We start from the raw sequence: 17,309 nt of genomic DNA, 5'->3' as shown, positions 1-17,309 counted from the left end.
TTCACACCGATCAAGGAGGACCAATTGCGATTGCGACAGCGAAGGTCACGGCCCCGGCTGGGTCGGCAGGGTAGTGGTGTGGCGGGCCTGGCACTGGGTGCGCTGCTCTCGGTCTCGTTCGTGGCGACGCCCTCGTACGCCGCCGACGAGCGGCTCAACGAGGGCCTGGTGCACCATTTCGCCCTCGACGAGACCAGTGGGACGACCCTGGTCAACTCGGGTAGCGCGGGCTCGGCGGCGAACGCCACGCTCGTACACCCGGAGAAGGCGACCCTGACCGGCGACGGAGTCCGGTTCAACCCCGACTCCTACGAGAGCGCCCTCGACGGGGCGTACGTGGCGCTGCCGAACGACCTCACCGCCGGCATGTCGAACCTCACCGTCGACTATGACGTGTGGATCGACCCGGCGAACGTCGGCGAGCACCAGATGTGGAGCCTGGGCCGCAAGTCCGGCTCGTGCGACGCCGACACCGGCGCCCAGGGCGCCATCTTCGCGTCGAACACCCAGCGGTTCCGCGTCGCGGTAGGTTCGGCGAACCTGCAACAGAACCGGGTCCGCATGCTCGAAGGAGCGTGGACGCACGTCACCTACACCCAGGCACTGAACGAGAACGGTACGAGCTGGACCGGCCGGCTCTACCTCGACGGCGTGCTGCACGCGACGTCGACGAACCTGACCACGCCGCCCTCGGTCAACGCCGCGGGGACCAACTGCAACTTCCTCGCCCGCTCGCAGACGTCGGGCCACTACTCGTTCCGCGGCACGCTCCGGGACTTCCGGGTCTACGACCGGGCAGTGAGCCTCGACGAGACCCTCGCGCTGGCGGAACGGACCGTCTCCACCGGCGTACGAGCCGACGCCGCCGCCATCGACCTCGGCCTGACCAGTGCGGTCGTACGCGACATCGGGCTGCCCAAGGTGGGCTCCGTGGCGGGCTCGGCCATCACCTGGACGAGTTCGGACCCGTCGGTCGTCGAGGTCTACACCCCGCCGGCCCTCAACAGCGCACGCAAGGTTCCGGTGACCGGCAGGATCACCCGACCCGCCCAGGGGCAGCCCGACGCGACAGCCACCCTCACGGCGACGGTCCGCAAGGGCGCCCAGGAGGTCACCACCCGGGAGATCCCCGTCGTGGTGAAGGCCGAGTTCGACGACGCGCAGGCGGTCGACCGGGACACGTTCGACCTGACCCTGTACGCCACCGACGACGTACGCGGAAACCTCGACCTCGCGGCCGACGGCGAGTTCGGGTCCACGATCACCTGGAAGTCGACCACCGACCTGGTCACCCCGACCGGTGTGGTGACCCGCCCGGCCTTCGGCCATGCGGATGTCGCCGCCACCCTGACGGCGACCATCACCAAGGGGTCGGCCTCGAAGACGAAGTCGTTCCCGGTGACGATCACCGCCATGCCCCGTTCCGAGGAGCACGAGCGGTACTTCATGGGGTACTTCAAGGGCGAGGGGATCGCCGACGGCGAGCAGATCATGTTCGCCACGTCCAACGGCAACACCGCGCTGGACTGGACCGGTCTGACCGGAGGCCGGCCGTCGCTCATCTCCCAGCTCGGCGACCAGGGCCTTCGTGACCCGCACATCGTCCGCTCACCCGACGGCGACACGTTCTACATGATCGCCACCGACCTGAACTGGTACGACCAGGGCGGCTACGCCATCAACGACACCCAGTACATCGAGGTGTTCGAGTCACACGACCTGGTGAACTGGACCCCGCAGCGGCACGTGAAGGTCGCGCCCGACGACGCGGGCAACGCCTTCGCACCCGAGTCGCTGTGGGTCGAGGAGATCGGCGCCTACGCCGTGTTCTGGGCGCAGTCGCTGTGGAACAACCCCGTGAACCGCACCGGTCAGGGCAACGCGCAGATGTGGTACGCCACGACGCGCGACTTCCAGACGTTCTCCGCTCCCCAGGTCTGGCAGAACCCGGCCCCGCTGTCGCGGATCGACACGACCGCGATCCGGGTCGGCGACAACTACTACCGGGTGACCAAGAACGAGGCCGGCAACCAGGGCTCGGACATCTTCTCGGAGAAGCACACCGACTTCCTGGACAGCAACATCAACAACTGGACGTTGGTCGCGCCGGCTCTGGGCCGCACGACGTGGGTCGCCAACCAGGGGTACGAGGGGCCGGTCATCTTCAAGGCCAACCCGGGTGACACCTCCTGCCCCGGCCAGTTCTACCTCTGGGGTGACCGGTACACGAACGGCGGTGGATACCAGGCCGCGTGCCACGAGAACATCGAGGCGCCGACCTGGAACGCCAAGGCGATCACGATGACGAACGCGGGTGTCGTCCGTCCGCGCCACGGCACCGTGATCCCGCTGACCCTGCGCGAGTGGAACGACATCCGGGGGATCCCGAACAGCGACGTCACGACCACCACCGAGGTGGCCGTCGAGCCGTACGCGAGCGGGGCGCAGAGCACCACGGCCACCGCCACGGTCACGGCGGCTGACGGGTTCGAGACCGGCGGTCAGGTGCGGTTCAGCATCGGCTCGTGGTCGCAGCTCGCCCAGCTGAAGGACGGCGCGGCCACGGTCGCACTGCCGACGGGTCTGCCGGCGGGTGCCCGGACCGTCAAGGTCGAGTACCTCGGCTTCGACTACCTGAAGGCGTCGGAGGGTACGGCGTCGTTCGAGGTGCCCGCCGGCTCGGCCGCCGTCAAGGTCCAGGCGAATGCCGCGCCGGCGTCGGTGGTCCGCGGCGACACGTTCAGCCTGCACGTCACGGTGGGGCCGGGGGGCGGGCTGAAGCAGCACGCGCCGATCCCGACCGGCGAGGTCACCGTCACCTTCGGCGGCACCGCGCAGGTCGTGCCGCTGGCGGACGGCAGGGCGGTCGTCACCCTGCCGACCGCCGATCTGGAGCCCGGGAATTACCGGGTCCGGGTGGCCTACTCCGGCAACCCGACCTACCAGCCCTACGCCGCCGACTACCAGAATTTGACGGTGCGGTAGCCAGCACCGAAACGACAAGAAGGAGCGGGCGAGATCGACCGATCTCGCCCGCTCCCTTTCTACCGCTTCGGACTACGGGGTGATCATGCCCTTCGAGGCGACCAGGTTGTAGTTCTCGCCGAACACGTTGAGCTCGTGGACGCCGACCTTGACGTTCTCGGTCGTACCCAGGACCTTCAGCCTGACCGCGTTGGTAAGCACCCGGTCGAAGGTGACGTACTCAGCCGTGTACGCGGTGGTGTTCGTACTCCGGTCGACAAGCGTCCGCCACGTGTTGGTGGGGATGTCCTTGTACTCCAGCGTGTACCGCACGGCGTTGTCCTTGGTGAAGGTACGCCCGAGCTCCTTCCACTGGATCTGCGCGGCGGAGATGTGGAAGACCGTCCCGAAGCCCCTGATGTACGTCGGCGCGGTGTCGCTGTCGGCCGGCTCCCACCAGGTCGACAGGGATCGGTCGCCTCCGTAGTACGGGTTGCGACCGGGGGCGTAGCTGCTCGCCCAGTACGCCTGGCTGTTGGTGGCCACGTTGTAGAGCCCGACGTCGTCCCGGCCCGAGATCTTCTTCCCGGGGGCCAGTTGCGGCGTGTTGGACAGCTCGCAGTCGATCGCTCCCTGTTGCGGGCCGGCGGGGATCACGTTGCAGACGTCCATCCCCAGCCGTCGCTCGAAGAACTCCTCGTAGGCGATGACGTAGGTGTAGAAGAACACCAGGTTGCCGGAGCTGTCGGTGACGAAGCTGCCGTGCCCGGCGTTCGGATACACCGCACTGGGGTGGTTGTTTCCGTAGCCGATGGGGTTCTGCTGCGTTTCCTTGAATCCGGAGAGCGGCTTGTCCGACGTCATGACGCCGGTCGCGTACGTGGTGAACTCCGTGCCGCCGGACGCGACCGAGAGGTAGTAGGTGTCCCCGACCTTGAACAGCTGCGAGCCCTCCACGTACCCGTGGGTGTAGGTGGCCTTGTTGTCGCCGATGTGCTGCCACTCCTTGCGCGGGTCGAAGGTCCAGACCACGACCGGGTCGCTGATGAGCTGCCGAGGATTGTTCGGGTCGAGTTCGACGCCCATGATCGGCGAGCCGATGTTGTACGTCAGGTACAGCCGTCCGTCCGTGTCGAGGAAGAACTGCACGTCGCCGACGCTCAGGGTCTGGCCGGTCGGGCGCAGGAAATTCCCCATGCTGGTCCACGGCCCGGTGGGCGAGTCCGCCTGATAGACCGGCGTGTTGTTGCCGGCCATGTAGAACTTGTCGCCGATCTGCACGACGGTCGGTGCGACCAGGCCCAGGTTCATCTGATGGGGCGTCCACGTGAGGTAGTCGGTGGTGGACCAGACGGTGCGGTTGTTGTTCGGTGCGTTCTGCATGGCGCCGGACGCGTAGAGATAGATGGTCCCGTCGACGTTCAGCGCGGACCAGTCCGCCCCGGTCCGTGCCGAGTTCTCCGAGATCCGGGTGAACCCGACGGTGGATCGGCTGGCGAGGGTCCGTCCGGACGCTGCCGTCCACGTCTCCAGGTTCAGGCTGGCGGGAATCTGCGATGTGTTGGCGACATTCGTGTCCGTGGGTGGCATCGTCCCTACGATGTTGCGCACCGCCATCCCGGGCAGGTTGATCGGGTTCACGTAGGTCTGCGCCATGTCGACACCGGCCAGCGGCACCTTGGCGGTCGGGGTCTGGGGTCCGACGCCCTGCGCTCCTGGCTGCGCGGGCTTCTCCGCCGAGGCCGGCACAATTGGTGCCATCTGCCCCACCCCTACTCCGACCGCGAGAGCAAGGCCAACGGCCGCTATGCCTCGACGTCTGTTTCCAGCAGTTCTTTCGAGGGCCATGAGGTTTCTACCTTCCGTGTGGGCTTCATGAGCGCTGACAACGGGCGGGAGTGGCCGATTTCGGGGTGGCCGGCCTGGTGGTGCTGAGGCGGATTCAGGCCCCGGCAGGTGGCAAGGAGGTAGCCCGGGACCGGTGCCAACGGTGAGGCGGATGTCGCCGGAGCTGAATGGCGGCATGGCCGAGCGGGTGGCCCGCCGGCCGGGTGGACGGTGATCTGGTGGTGGTCGCGGATGGCGGTCAGGCGGTGGTCGTGCCGAGCGGCAGTCACGCCGGGCGTCGGTGGGTGCCGATGCGGATGCTGCCGGCGCTGATGGTGCCGCGGAGACGCGGGATCGGTGGACGGTCGCGTCGGCCCGGATGGGTGGTGCGTGGTTCGGCCGTGGCGTGAGGCGGTGGGCCGGGCGTGGGGTGGGTGGTGGGCCGGGCGTGGGGTGGGCGGTTGGGGCGCTGCGGTGGCGGTGCTCGGTCCCGGCGGGAGGCGTATCGGAACCCGGAGACTCCCAGGTGGACCGTCTGTTAGCGCTAACAGTTTTGCGCGACGTTAGCGGTGCCGCCGGGCGCATGTCAAGGCCGTCGATGCCACCTGGTCACGCCTTGCGGCTGCCGCCTATCGTGGCTCTCGACGCACTCGGACTCACCAGCGCGTCGGCCTTCTTGAGGAGCAATGATGCGCGTACCGCAGCTGGCCCGTGCCGTGGTCGTCGCTCTGGTGGGCTCCGTGGCCGTTGCCGGCTGTGGGCACGGTGAGCAGAGCGCGAACGGCGCCGGCGAGGTCGGTGCGGCGCCGACCAACGCCGTTCCGGGCACGATCAACACGGTCGCCCCGGGCGAGGACGGGCCGAGCGGCGACCCGGCCGGCCAGCCCGCCGCCGGCGAGCCGGGCAAGGGCCAGCCCGACTCCGGCCAGGGCCGGACCAACACCGGCGGGCGCGCCACGACGAAACCGCCGGCGGCGGCACCGGGACCCACGATCGTCTCCTTCCGGGTACGCCAGCAGCCGTCCTGCCCCTCCGGCACCAACGTCAACCTCGTCCCGGGCTCGCCGGTGGTGTTGGAGTGGCGCGCGACCGGTGTGGACAAGGTGGCGCTGTCGGTCGACGGACCCGGGATCTACCGCGACGACTACCCCCCGTCCGGCAGCGAGTCGCTGAACTTCCCCTGCTCGGGCGCGGAAGGTGACATCCAGAAGCACACCTACCTGTTGACCGTCACCGGCTCCGCCGGAAAGGCCACGAAGTCCCTCACGGTGACCGCGACCGTGCACGAGATCCCGTCGGTGTGAAGCGACGGGAGCGTGCTCCGGCGTAGCGGGGCGGTGGTCGCGACCGTTGCCTCAGCTGCCCGGCCGGTGATTGGGTCCGGAAACCGAGCCGGGTGGCGCGGCGACCGAGGTCGCCGCGCCACCCGTACGGTGTCGGATGGTGGTCGGGGTCAGGCGGTTCGGCAGCTGACCGTCGGCCAGGTCCAGTTGCCGTTTGCCATGATCGTGATGCCGAAGTTGTTGCCGCTGCCGTTCGGTCTGGCGGTGATGGTGCCGCTGGTGCCGCTGACCGAGGCGTTCCAACTGTTCTGCAGGGTCTGGCCGCCGTTCAGGTTGAGGGTGACGACCCAGTTGTTGGTGCCGCTGACCGCGACGTTGAGGTTGAACCGGTCACCCCACTGCTGGCCGGCCGAGAGCACCGCGGTGCAGTTGCCGCCGCCGGGAGGCGGGGTCGTCGGGTTGGTGGTGGGGCCGGGGTTGCCGCCGCCGCCCTCCCAGACGGTGATGTCGGAGCTGCCGCTGCTCTGGTAACCCTCGGTGGCCATGATCTGGTAGCTGTGGTTGGTGCCGAGGTTCAGGCCGGCGCGGGCCCAGGCGTCGAAGTGGTTGGCGGTGGTGATGGTGCCGCTCGAGCGCTTCTGCTGGCGGACGCTCCAGTACTGGTAGAACGTCTGGGTGCCGTCGATCGACGGGGCGTTGACCCGCTGGCTGCGGAGGATGTCGTAGGTGCCGCCGTCGGTGGTGACCGTGCCCAGCCGCTGGGCGCCGCTGCTCGGGTTGTAGCTGCCGAAGTTCTCCACGACGTAGTACTCGATGAGCGGGTTGCGCGTCCATCCGTACAGGGCCAGGTAGGTGTTGTTGTTGCCCGGGTTGTAGCTGCCCGAGTAGGTGACCGTCCGCCGGGTGCCGGTGGCCCAACCCTTGCCGCCCACCCAGTTGTTGGTGCTTCTGTCCCAACTGCTGGTGTACCGGCCGTCGGCGCGCAGCGTCATGCTGGCGTTTCCACTGTCTTTCCAGAATGAGAAGTAGTAGCCGTTGTGCGTGCCGGTGGTGCTCGAGCTGACGGTCCGGTCGGCCTCGGCGTACGCGTTGGGTGAGGCGATGACCGTGCCGCTGACGGCGAGCGCCGCGGCGCACGCGGCACCGAGGAGCAGCCGCACGCGGCCGCGCCCCTTCGGTCTGCTCGAGGTGTCGTTCATGTGCATGCTCCTCCTCGGGACGGGCTGGCGGAGGCCAGCAGCGCGGTGGGGTGCCGGTTTTCTCGCACCAACAGGGGCGGTGGCGACAGCATCGAGTGTCGTCGATGGTGACGGTAGGTGGTCGCCGGAATCCCTGTCAACAACTATCCGAAACATTCCGGAAAGACTTGTGCGGTGTCGATCGTCCCGGAGGCCGAGTTCTAACAGGGCGGTGCCGGTGCGGGTCGGGTCGCAGCGACAGGTGACGGATCGTACCGTGACGGCTACCGTCGCCGAAAGTTTCGGAGACTTCCGCAAGCCGATCACGGCCGGTGCCGCGGCCCATCGGCGGCGGGAGCGGATCGACCAGCGGTCGCCGAGCTGATCAGGGGGAGACAGCGATCACCAGCTTGCCGGCGGTGTGACCGGTCTCCACGGTCGCCAGCGCCGCCGCGCTCCGGTCGAAGGTGAACGTCCGCGTGATGTGCGGGTCGATGGTGCCGTCCACCATCAGCGCGGCGACGGTTTCCAGCGACGCTCGGTCGAGACGGCGCGGCAGGTACTCGCCGCCCAGCTCGCTCACGGTGGCGTCGGCGGCCGAGACCAGCTGCCGGGCGTCCTTCACCAGCGCGGCGACCGAACGCAGCGAGTCGCCGCCGACGAGGTCGATCAGGCCGTCGACACCGGCCGGGGCGAGGTCACGCGTCTGACCGGGGACATCGCCGGCCGAGTAGCTGACGAAGCTCACCCCCAGCGCCTCGGCCACCGCCCGCTTGCTGTCGCTGCCGGTCCCGATGACCGTCAGGCCCCGCGCCCGGGCAAGCTGCGCGGTGACCTGGCCGGTGCTGCCACCGACGCCGTTGACCAGCAGCGTCGAGCCCTCGGGCAGGTTGAGCCGGTCGAGTCCGTCGAGGGCGGTGGTGCCGGACACCGGTATCGTCGCCGCCCACTCGTAGGGCAGCGCTTCCGGCTTGCGGGCCGCGTTCGCGGCCGGCAGGAGCGTCGTCTCGGCGTACGTGCCGGCGCCGCCGAGGGCGAACCCGAACACCGCGTCGCCCACCGCGATGTCGGTGACGCCGGCCCCGACCCTCAGTACGTCCCCGGCGGCCTCCATCCCCATCACCTGCGGGAACGGCAGGTGCCCGTTGAGTGCCCGGACGAGTCCGGACCGGAGCAGGTGGTCGAGGCGGGCCACGCCAGCGGCCCGGACCCGGATGAGGATTTCGCCGTCGCCGGGCTGCGGATCGGGCCGATCGAAGTAGAACTGGACCTCCGGGCCACCGAAGGCGCGGTATCCGAACACACGGCTCATCGTCGTTCTCCCTCGCTGTCGTCGTCCGGTGACGCTAATTGCTGACACCGATGTCAGATGCAAGGGTGGGTAACCCGACTCACACGTACGCCCTGGTCGCGACGTGGGCAGCAGCCGGGCGCCGCCGCGACCGCTGACGCGGGTCAGGCGCGGGCGAGTTGGCTCCGGTGGGCGCGGTTGGCGGCGATCAGCTCGTCGAGCACCGCCCGGGTCCGGATCAGGTCCTCGATGTGCCGGTCGAGCCGGTCCCGCTCCTGACGCATCCGCTCCAGCGCCGCCTCCGAGGTGTCCGCACTCGGCGACTCGACGCACGGCAGGAGGTCGACGATCGTACGGCTGCTCAGCCCGGCGGAGAACAGTCGCTGAATGAAGACGATCCGCTCGGCCTGGCTCTCGAGGTAGCGGCGGTGGCCGCTCGGGCTGCGTAGGCTGGTGAGCAGCCCCTGCTCCTCGTAGTAGCGCAGGGATCGCACGCTGACCCCGGTGCGGGCGGCGAGTTCGCCGATCCGAATGCTGGCGGTCATCGCTGTCTCCCGTTCCTACCTCACGTCCGTGTGAGGTTCAGTCTAGCCACGGGTCGGACCGCGCCAGTGCCGCCATCTCACCGGGGTGGTGACATGGCGGCACTGACATCGATGGGTGCGCGGGTCAGTGGCAGCTGCCGGCGCCCCGGTCGGCGTAGGTCCTGCCGGCCTCCGGCACGAACTCCCAGTCGTAGCTGTTGCTGTGCAGGGTGAACTTCAGCACCCCGTACGTGTCGCTGTTGCGCGCCTCGCTGTTCGGCTGGATCGTGCCGAAGCCGTAGTGGCCGGCGCCGCCCATGCCCGCGACGAAGGCCCGGATGCCGCGGGTGGTGTCCAGGCCGCCGGTGGCGTTCTGCGGGGCGAACCGCTCGTACTGGTGGTTGTGGCCCCACACCGCGACGTCGGCGTTGTAGTCGTACAGCGCCTGGTAGAGCGGGCGGGTGGAGGTGGACGGGCCGTGGTTTGCGCCCGAGGTGAACAGCGGGTGGTGCCAGTAGGCGAGGGTGCACGGCTTGGTGCTGGCCGCCAGGTCCGCCCGCAGCCACTGCTCCTGCGCCGAGCCGGCGGACATGCTGATGTTCGAGTTCAGTGACACCACGTGCCAGTTGCCGAGGTCGTAGGAGTAGTAGCCCCGTCCGGACGGGCCGGCGTTGCTGCTGAAGTAGCCGTAGTAGCCGGTGGCGCCGGCGGTGTTGTAGTCGTGGTTGCCCGGCGAGGGGCGGGTGCGGGCCTTGTGCCGGCCCCAGGTCGGCTCGTAGTAGGTGTTGAACTCGGCCGTGGTGCCGTTGGTGTAGACGTTGTCGCCGGTGGTGAACACGGTCCCGGGGATGTTGTCCAGCAGGGCGGCGGTGGCGGTGTCCCCGGAGCCGGAATCCGCGATGTCGCCCGCGCCCACCAGCACCGGGTCGCCGCTCGCCGTGCCGGTCGTCACGATCAGTTGTGGTGCCGTGGCGCCGGACTCGCGGGAGTCGTAGTCGGCGCCGTCGTTGTTCGACGAGGTCACCCCGATGCTGACGGTGCCGTTGCCGGTGACCAGCCGGGTCACGTCCACCTCGTACCAGGCGTTGCGGGCGACGCTGCCGAGCGAACCCAGGGTCGTCCCGTCGATGGCGGGCTGGTTGTTCCAGGTAACCCCGGTCTCCGACCAGGTGGTGTTGGTCATGGCCGTGAAGGTGCCGCCGCTGGGGCTCTCGGCGCCCGCCACGTCGTCGGTGTGGATGCGCAGCCGGGCGCTGGTCACGGACGCGGTCAGGCCGCTGACCGAGAAGCGCAGGAACATCCGCTTCGCCGGCGAGTTGTCCACGCCGACCTGGGACCTGGTGCCGAAGTTGGTCGAGGCGGCGCTGTTGTCGACGTAGGTGTCGGCGGCGGGGGTGAAGGTGCTGGTGGCGGCGGCTGCCGGGCCGGCCACGGTCAACACCGCCGCGGCGGTGACTGTGGTCAGTGCGGCGATCGCGGCCGACCGGACCCGACGAGTGTCCATGGTGATCCCTTTCTTCGAGGGTGACCGTCCCAGGTCAACCATCGACGAATGTAAAGATCGTCCGAAACGGTCGGGGCACGTGCACGTGAACGGTGGAGGTGCCGGGGGTGAGATCTCGGCCGACGGACGGGGCGGGTGCCCCACCCGTGGGCCGGGTGACCGGTCCCGCTGTCGGGTGGCGGCCGGCGGGCCGAGTCGGGACTTGCACCGCTAGTTTTGCTGCCATGGCCCTTCGCCTCTCCGCCGATCAGGTCGCGGGTCCGCGTTTCCGCCCCCGACTTCGTCGACCGCGCGGCGGCAGCAGGCGGAGCCAGCAGCCAGTCAACCGGGCGGGCGCACACCGGCGTCGACGCCTGCTGATCCGGGAGAGGAACCGTGAGCACATGGACTTCGGACTGTCGGACGAGGAGCGGGCCATCCGCGACACCGCCCGCGACTTCATCACCCGGGAGGTCATGCCGCTGGAGCAGGAGTTGCTGCGCCGGGAACGGGCTCACCAGCCCGGCCTGGACCGCTCCGAGCTGCGCGAGTTGCAACTGCGGGCGAAGAAGTTCGGCTTCTGGGGGCTCGCCACGCCACAGGAGTACGGCGGCATGGAGCTGCCGGCCGTCGTCCAGTCGCTGATCTGGACCGAGATCGGGCGTACCTTCGTGCCGTTCCGCTTCGGTGGCGAGGCGGACAACATCCTCTTCCACGCCACCGAGGAGCAGCGCCGGGAGTTCCTGCTGCCCACCATCTCCGGTGACCGGAGCTCCTGCTTCGCCATCACCGAGCCGGGCGCCGGCTCCGACGCCGCCAACATCCGGTTCCGGGCCCGCCGCGACGGCGACGACTGGATCCTCAACGGTGAGAAGACCTTCATCACCGGCGGCAACGAGGCCGACTTCGCCATCGTCATCGCGGTCACCGACCCCGAGCGGGGTGCCCGCGACGGCGGGGCGACCGCGTTCCTGGTGGACCGGGCGATGGGCTGGCGGTCGGAGTTCATCCCCACCATGGGCGAGGGCGGTCCGGCGTCGCTGATCTTCGACGACGTGCGCGTACCGCACCGCAACATCCTCGGCGAGGTGGGGCAGGGCTTCGCCCTCGGCATGCAGTGGATCGGCAAGGGGCGCTACACGATCCCCTCGCACGCCGTCGGCATCGCCGAACGCGCGTTGCGGATGGCCATCGACCACGCCAACACCCGGGAGACCTTCGGCGCCACGATCGGCACCAACCAGGCCATCCAGTGGATGATCGCCGACTCGGAGACCGAGCTGGAGGCCGCCCGCTGGCTCATCCTGCGCGCCGCCTGGACGGTCGACGCCGGCCTCGACCCGAGGCACGCCTCCTCGATGGCGAAGCTCTACGGCGCCGGGATGGTCAACCGGGTGGTCGACCGGGTGCTGCAGATCCACGGCGGGATGGGCTACACCCGTGAGCTGCCGATCGAACGCTGGTACCGGCAGGTGCGGCTGTACCGGATCTTCGAGGGCACCGACGAGATGCAGCGTCTGATCATCTCCCGCGACCTGCTGCGCGGCTACACCAAACTCGGCGGACACCTGGGCTGAGGTGCTTCCAATCAGCGAGATTCTAGTTCCGAACTATGGGATGGTGCGGCTACCGTCGGGGCAACTGGTCGAGGGGATCCGCGCATGACCACCGCATCGAACGTGTACACCCACGGGCACCACGAGTCGGTGCTGCGCTCACACCGATGGCGTACCGCCGAGAACTCGGCGGCCTACCTCCTGCCGCACCTCGTGCCGGGCATGTCGGTGCTCGACGTCGGCTGCGGACCGGGCACCGTCACCGTCGACCTGGCCGCCCGCGTCGCACCCGGGCGGGTCACCGCCGTGGAGATTTCCGGCGACGCGCTCCAGTACGCCCGCGCGGAGGCCCACTCGCGCGGCCGGCGCAACATCGACTTCGCGGTCGCCGACGTCCACGCGCTCGACTTCCCCGCCGGCTCGTTCGACGTCGTCCACGCCCACCAGGTGCTTCAGCATGTCGCCGATCCGGTCCGGGCGCTGCGCGAGATGCGCCGGGTCTGCCGTCCCGGTGGCGTTGTCGCCGCGCGGGACAGCGACTATGCGGCGTTCACCTGGTTCCCCCGGGTGCCCGCGGTGGACGACTGGCTCGCGCTCTACCAGCGGGCCGCCCGCGCCAACGGAGGCGAGCCGGACGCCGGTCGGCGGCTGCTGTCCTGGGCCCGGGACGCCGGGTTCTCCGACGTCACGGCGACAGCGAGCACGTGGTGCTTCGCCACGCCGGAGGATGCCGGGTGGTGGGGCGGGATGTGGGCCGAGCGGATCCTGAGTTCGGACCTGGCCACGCAGCTGCTGACCGCCGGCGTCGCGACGGAGGACGACCTGCGCCGCGTCTCGGACGGCTGGCGCGAGTGGGCCGCGGCGCCGGACGCCTGGTTCGCCATCCTGCACGGCGAGATCGTCTGCCGAGCATGAGGAAACAGCAGCCGCCGACCGGGTGGCGGTGCGCCGCGCGTCGTCGCTGACCGGATCAGGGCGCTGGAGCCGGCGCCTGGAAAACGGCGAGCTGGTGGTGGACCGCGGCCGTCACGCGGTCGTGGTCCCCGGTGGCCAGCAGGTCGAGCAGGGCGCCGCGGAGGACCGCGAGGGCGAGGGTGCGGCGGCCGGCGCCTTCCGGGCTGTCTCTCTCCTCCGTGGACTGGCAGTCGGCCAGGACGGTGAGCCAGTCGTGCACCGTCGCCGCGGCGAAGCCGCCCCACACGCCCTCGGGTTCCACCAGTGACGTGGCGTAGGTTTCGGCCCACAGCTTCAGCAGTTGCTGATGCTCCGCCCCGGCCAGCCACCCCCAGAGGCGCGTGACGGCCGTGGCCAGGCCGATGGCCTGCGGGTCGTCGGACCCCTGCACATGGTTGAGGATCGCGAGTTCATCGGCGCGGGCCCGGGCCAGGAGCGCCCGGGTCAGGCCGTCCTTGTTGCCGAAGAGGAAGACCAGGACGCGCGGGCTGGAACCGATCGCCGTGGCCAGCGGGCGCAGGGACAGGTGCGCCAGGCCGTGCTCGAGCGCGTACCGGTAGGCGGCCTCCAGCAGTTCGACCTTACGCGCGGACGGGCTTGTCGTTTCCTCGGTCACCGGCCTAGCCTACCGTTACTGAAACGACTGTTTCAGTGACCCGAGGGAGGCGAGGCACATGACGCATGGCTGCCAGCAACGGATCGAGATCACCGTGCGCCCCGCGGATCGTCCGGGAGACCTGGGCTGGGTGGTGACGGCCCATGGCGAGACCTACGCGCAGCAGTTCGGCTGGAACTCCGACTTCGAGGCGCTGGTCGCGACGATCGTCGGCGACTACGCCACCGACCACGACCCGTCCCGGGAGGCGGCGTGGATCGCCGAGGTCGACGGCGAACGTGTCGGCTGCGTCTTCCTGGTCGCCGGCGACGAACCCGGGACGGCCCGGCTGCGCGTCCTCCTGGTCACCCCGGCCGCCCGCGGTCTCGGCATCGGCACCCGCCTGGTCGAACAGTGCCTCGCCTTCGCCCGTCAGGTCGGCTACCGGCAGGTCGTCCTGTGGACCAACGACCTCCTCGTATCCGCGCGCCGGATCTACCAGGCCGCCGGGTTCACCCTCGTCGACGAGCAGCCGCACCACAGCTTCGGCCATGACCTCGTCGGCCAGACCTGGTCCCTGCCGCTTCCGCAGCACCGGCAGGGCGGCGCCGCCGACGGATCGGCGGGCTAGTGGCCGGCCGCCGACGCCTGCTGAGGGCCGGTGGTCGCCGGGCCGGTCGTGGCCACCGCGCTGGGTACCATCCTGGTGCCGGCCCGCGCCGGTACCGATGGGTGGTGGAGGATGCGTGTCGCGCTGTTCGTGACGTGCCTGGCGGACACCCTGTTTCCGCGGGCGGCGGTGGCGACGGTGCGGTTGCTGGAGCGCCTCGGCCACGAGGTGGTCTTTCCCGAGGGGCAGTCCTGCTGCGGTCAGATGCACGTCAACACCGGCTACCCGGATCAGGCGGTGCCGTTGGTGCGCCGGCACGTGCGCACGTTCGCCCCGTACGACGTGGTGGTCGCGCCGTCCGGTTCGTGTGTCGGGTCGGTGCGGCACCAGCACGCGATGGTGGCCCGGCGGGCGGGTGACGAGCGGTTGGCCGCCCGGGCGGAGGACGTCGCCGGGCGCACCTGGGAGCTGTCGGAGTTCCTGGTTGACGTGCTCGGGGTGACCGATGTGGGGGCGTACTACCCGCGCCGGGTGACGTACCACCCGACCTGTCACTCGCTGCGGATGCTGCGGGTGGGGGACCGGCCGGTGCGGTTGTTGCGCGCGGTGCGGGGGCTGGAGTTGGTGGAGTTGCCGCAGGCGGAGCAGTGCTGTGGCTTCGGTGGCACGTTCGCGGTGAAGAACGCCGACACCTCGACGGCGATGCTGGCGGACAAGATGCGTCACGTGTTGGCCACCGGGGCGGACGTGTGCGCCGCCGGCGACGCGTCGTGCCTGATGCACATCGGCGGTGGCCTGTCGCGGTTGCGGGCCGGGGTGCGGACCGTGCACCTGGCGGAGATCCTGGCCGCCACCGAGGGCAGCGAGACCTCCGGTCAGCGGCGGCGCACGGAGGTGGGCGGGTGACCCGTACGTTCCTCGGCATGCCGGCCACCGCGCCGCGTGGGGTGGGGCACCTGCGTGGCGACGAGTCGTTCCCGGTCGCGGCCCGGCGGGGCCTGGCCGACCCGCAGCTGCGGCGCAACCTGGGTCACGCCACCGGCACCATCCGGGCGAAGTCGGCCGCGGTGATCGGTGAGCTGCCGGACTGGGCGCAACTGCGGGCGGCCGGGAGGGCGATCAAGACCGACACCATGGCCCGCCTGCCCGAACTGCTGGAGCAACTGGAGGCGGCGGTCACCCGGGCCGGCGGGACGGTGCACTGGGCCGCCGACGCGGTCGAGGCCAACCGGATCGTCACCGACCTGGTCCGGGGCACCGGCGCCGAGCGGGTGATGAAGGTCAAGTCGATGGCCACTCAGGAGATCGGCCTCAACGAAGCCCTGGCGGAGGCCGGGATCGAGGCGGTGGAGACCGACCTGGCCGAGCTGATCGTGCAGCTCGGCGACGACCGGCCGAGCCACATCCTGGTGCCGGCGATCCACCGCAACCGGGCCGAGGTCCGGGAGATCTTCCTGCGGGCCATGCCGGGTGTGGATCCGGCGTTGAGCGACGAGCCGGCGGCGTTGGCCGCCGCCGCCCGCCGGCATTTGCGGGAGACGTTCCTGAGCACCCGGGTGGCGGTGTCCGGTGCCAACTTCGCCGTGGCCGAGACCGGCACCCTGGCGGTGGTGGAGTCCGAGGGTAACGGGCGGATGTGCCTGACCCTGCCGGAGACGCTGATCACCGTGATGGGCATCGAGAAGGTGGTGCCGACCTGGCGCGACCTGGAGGTGTTCCTGCAACTGCTGCCCCGGGCCTCGACCGGGGAGCGGATGAACCCGTACACCTCGATGTGGACCGGGATCACCCCCGGTGACGGCCCGCAGGTGTTCCACCTGGTGTTGCTGGACAACGGGCGCAGCGCGGTGCTCGCCGACCCGGTCGGGCGGGCGGCGTTGCACTGCATCCGCTGCTCGGCCTGCCTCAACGTCTGCCCGGTGTACGAGCGCGCCGGCGGGCACGCGTACGGCTCGGTCTATCCGGGGCCGATCGGGGCGGTGTTGTCGCCGCAGCTCACCGGCGTCGCGGACAACGCCTCCCTGCCGTACGCGTCGTCGCTCTGCGGCGCCTGCTACGACGCCTGCCCGGTGATGATCGACATTCCGTCCATTCTGGTGCACCTGCGCGGCCAGGCGCCGCACCCGCGCGCCGAGCGGGCGACGATGGCCGCCGCCGCGTACACCATGGACCGCCCGGTGCTGTACGCGGCCGCGCAGCGCGCCGCGAAGCTGTCCCGGCTCGCCGGCCGCCGCGGCCGGGGGCTGCCCCCGCCGCTGTCCGGCTGGACGGCCAGCCGCGACCTGCCCCAACCGCCGCCGGAGTCGTTCCGCCAGTGGTGGGCGTCGCGATGAGCCGCGAGCTGATCCTCGGTCGGCTCCGGGCCGCCCTCGGTGCGCCCCGGCCGGCGCCGGCCGACCCGCCCCGCGCCTATCGCGGCGCCGGTGCCCTCGCCGTCGACCTGGACGTGCTGGTGGACCGGCTGACCGACTACCGGGCGACCGTGCACCGCTGCGGCGACGCCGACATCGCCCGGGTCGTCGACCAGGTGCTCGGCGGCCGGCAGGTGGTGGTGCCACCGGAGCTGCCCCGACGCTGGCTGCCCGACAGCGTGCGCGCGGTGCCGGACGACGACCTCCCGGCGGCGCGGATCGCCGCCCTGGACGGGGTCGTCACCGCGGCGGCGGTGGCCGTCGCCGAGACCGGCACCGTCGTGCTCGACGGCGCCCCGGACCAGGGCCGCCGGATCATCACGCTGCTGCCCGACGTGCACGTCTGCGTGTTGCGCACCGACCAGGTCGTCGCCACCGTCCCGGACGCCGTCGCCCGCCTCGACCCGCACCGGCCACTCACCTGGATCAGCGGGCCGTCGGCCACCAGCGACATCGAGCTGAACCGGGTCGAGGGCGTCCACGGCCCACGGAACCTCCACGTGATCATCGTGGCCTGACGATCGCTACCGCCGGGTCGCGCACCAGCGGTGCGTGACGGCACGGCAGGAGATGCGATCCCGGGTGCCGATGGCCGTTACTGGGGTGGCAGATACGAGCCGATTGTCGCGGCCT

Annotated in this window: 14 protein-coding genes; 8 read left to right on the top strand and 6 right to left on the bottom strand. The window is 70.4% G+C overall.

Annotated features, from left to right (window positions below; translation table 11 throughout):
• The first annotated feature begins 78 nt into the window (after positions 1 to 78).
• Positions 79 to 2,985, top strand: a complete 2,907-nt coding sequence (locus K7640_RS24935) for an immunoglobulin-like domain-containing protein (RefSeq protein WP_222957340.1) — start codon at positions 79 to 81, stop codon at positions 2,983 to 2,985.
• 72 nt (positions 2,986 to 3,057) lie between these two features.
• Here the strand turns inward: K7640_RS24935 and K7640_RS24930 are convergent, their stop codons facing one another.
• On the bottom strand, positions 3,058 to 4,725 hold the full coding sequence (locus K7640_RS24930) for a family 43 glycosylhydrolase (protein ID WP_222957339.1): 1,668 nt from the start codon (positions 4,723 to 4,725) through the stop codon (positions 3,058 to 3,060).
• A 755-nt stretch (positions 4,726 to 5,480) separates the two neighbouring features.
• Here K7640_RS24930 and K7640_RS24925 point away from each other — a divergent pair.
• Complete coding sequence (locus K7640_RS24925; RefSeq protein WP_222957338.1) at positions 5,481 to 6,095, top strand: hypothetical protein; 615 nt, start codon at positions 5,481 to 5,483, stop codon at positions 6,093 to 6,095.
• Positions 6,096 to 6,244: 149 nt separating this feature from the next.
• On the opposite strand, the gene K7640_RS24920 is transcribed toward K7640_RS24925, so the two are convergent.
• The 4 genes from K7640_RS24920 to K7640_RS24905 form a co-directional block, all read right to left on the bottom strand.
• Positions 6,245 to 7,273, bottom strand: a complete 1,029-nt coding sequence (locus K7640_RS24920) for a glycoside hydrolase family 11 protein (protein ID WP_222957337.1) — start codon at positions 7,271 to 7,273, stop codon at positions 6,245 to 6,247.
• A 364-nt stretch (positions 7,274 to 7,637) separates the two neighbouring features.
• A complete protein-coding gene (locus tag K7640_RS24915) occupies positions 7,638 to 8,564 on the bottom strand; it encodes an NADP-dependent oxidoreductase (protein ID WP_222957336.1) in 927 nt (308 codons plus the stop codon).
• Positions 8,565 to 8,707: 143 nt separating this feature from the next.
• Entirely contained in the window at positions 8,708 to 9,076 is a 369-nt protein-coding gene (locus tag K7640_RS24910; RefSeq protein WP_222957378.1) for a MerR family transcriptional regulator, read from the bottom strand.
• 136 nt (positions 9,077 to 9,212) lie between these two features.
• Complete coding sequence (locus tag K7640_RS24905; RefSeq protein WP_222957335.1) at positions 9,213 to 10,571, bottom strand: DNRLRE domain-containing protein; 1,359 nt, start codon at positions 10,569 to 10,571, stop codon at positions 9,213 to 9,215.
• A gap of 383 nt (positions 10,572 to 10,954) precedes the next feature.
• Here K7640_RS24905 and K7640_RS24900 point away from each other — a divergent pair, with 383 nt between their 5' ends.
• Entirely contained in the window at positions 10,955 to 12,127 is a 1,173-nt protein-coding gene (locus K7640_RS24900) for an acyl-CoA dehydrogenase family protein (RefSeq protein WP_222957334.1), read from the top strand.
• 102 nt (positions 12,128 to 12,229) lie between these two features.
• Complete coding sequence (locus K7640_RS24895) at positions 12,230 to 13,021, top strand: class I SAM-dependent methyltransferase (protein ID WP_222957377.1); 792 nt, start codon at positions 12,230 to 12,232, stop codon at positions 13,019 to 13,021.
• Between the two features lie 55 nt (positions 13,022 to 13,076).
• On the opposite strand, the gene K7640_RS24890 is transcribed toward K7640_RS24895, so the two are convergent.
• Entirely contained in the window at positions 13,077 to 13,676 is a 600-nt protein-coding gene (locus K7640_RS24890) for a TetR/AcrR family transcriptional regulator (RefSeq protein WP_308042695.1), read from the bottom strand.
• A gap of 58 nt (positions 13,677 to 13,734) precedes the next feature.
• Here K7640_RS24890 and K7640_RS24885 point away from each other — a divergent pair, with 58 nt between their 5' ends.
• The 4 genes from K7640_RS24885 (at position 13,735) to K7640_RS24870 (ending at position 17,194) form a co-directional block, all read left to right on the top strand.
• On the top strand, positions 13,735 to 14,286 hold the full coding sequence (locus tag K7640_RS24885; protein ID WP_222957333.1) for a GNAT family N-acetyltransferase: 552 nt from the start codon (positions 13,735 to 13,737) through the stop codon (positions 14,284 to 14,286).
• 111 nt (positions 14,287 to 14,397) lie between these two features.
• Positions 14,398 to 15,171 (top strand): (Fe-S)-binding protein, encoded by a 774-nt coding sequence (locus tag K7640_RS24880; RefSeq protein ID WP_222957332.1) that lies wholly within the window; start codon positions 14,398 to 14,400, stop codon positions 15,169 to 15,171.
• A gap of 17 nt (positions 15,172 to 15,188) precedes the next feature.
• The gene (locus K7640_RS24875) at positions 15,189 to 16,598 is read left to right on the top strand and encodes a lactate utilization protein B (protein ID WP_222957375.1); all 1,410 of its coding nucleotides are present in this window, start codon (positions 15,189 to 15,191) and stop codon (positions 16,596 to 16,598) included.
• Positions 16,595 to 17,194 carry an LUD domain-containing protein gene (locus K7640_RS24870; protein ID WP_222957331.1) on the top strand — a complete coding sequence of 200 codons (600 nt, stop codon included), beginning with the start codon at positions 16,595 to 16,597 and terminating at the stop codon, positions 17,192 to 17,194. Before K7640_RS24875 ends, K7640_RS24870 begins: the two co-directional genes overlap by 4 nt.
• The last annotated feature ends 115 nt before the right edge of the window (positions 17,195 to 17,309 follow it).

The organism is Micromonospora sp. PLK6-60 (genome assembly GCF_019890675.1).
Taxonomy (GTDB): domain Bacteria; phylum Actinomycetota; class Actinomycetes; order Mycobacteriales; family Micromonosporaceae; genus Micromonospora.
Note: the sequence above shows the minus strand (reverse complement) of the source record. Positions and strands in the feature narration are given on the sequence as shown.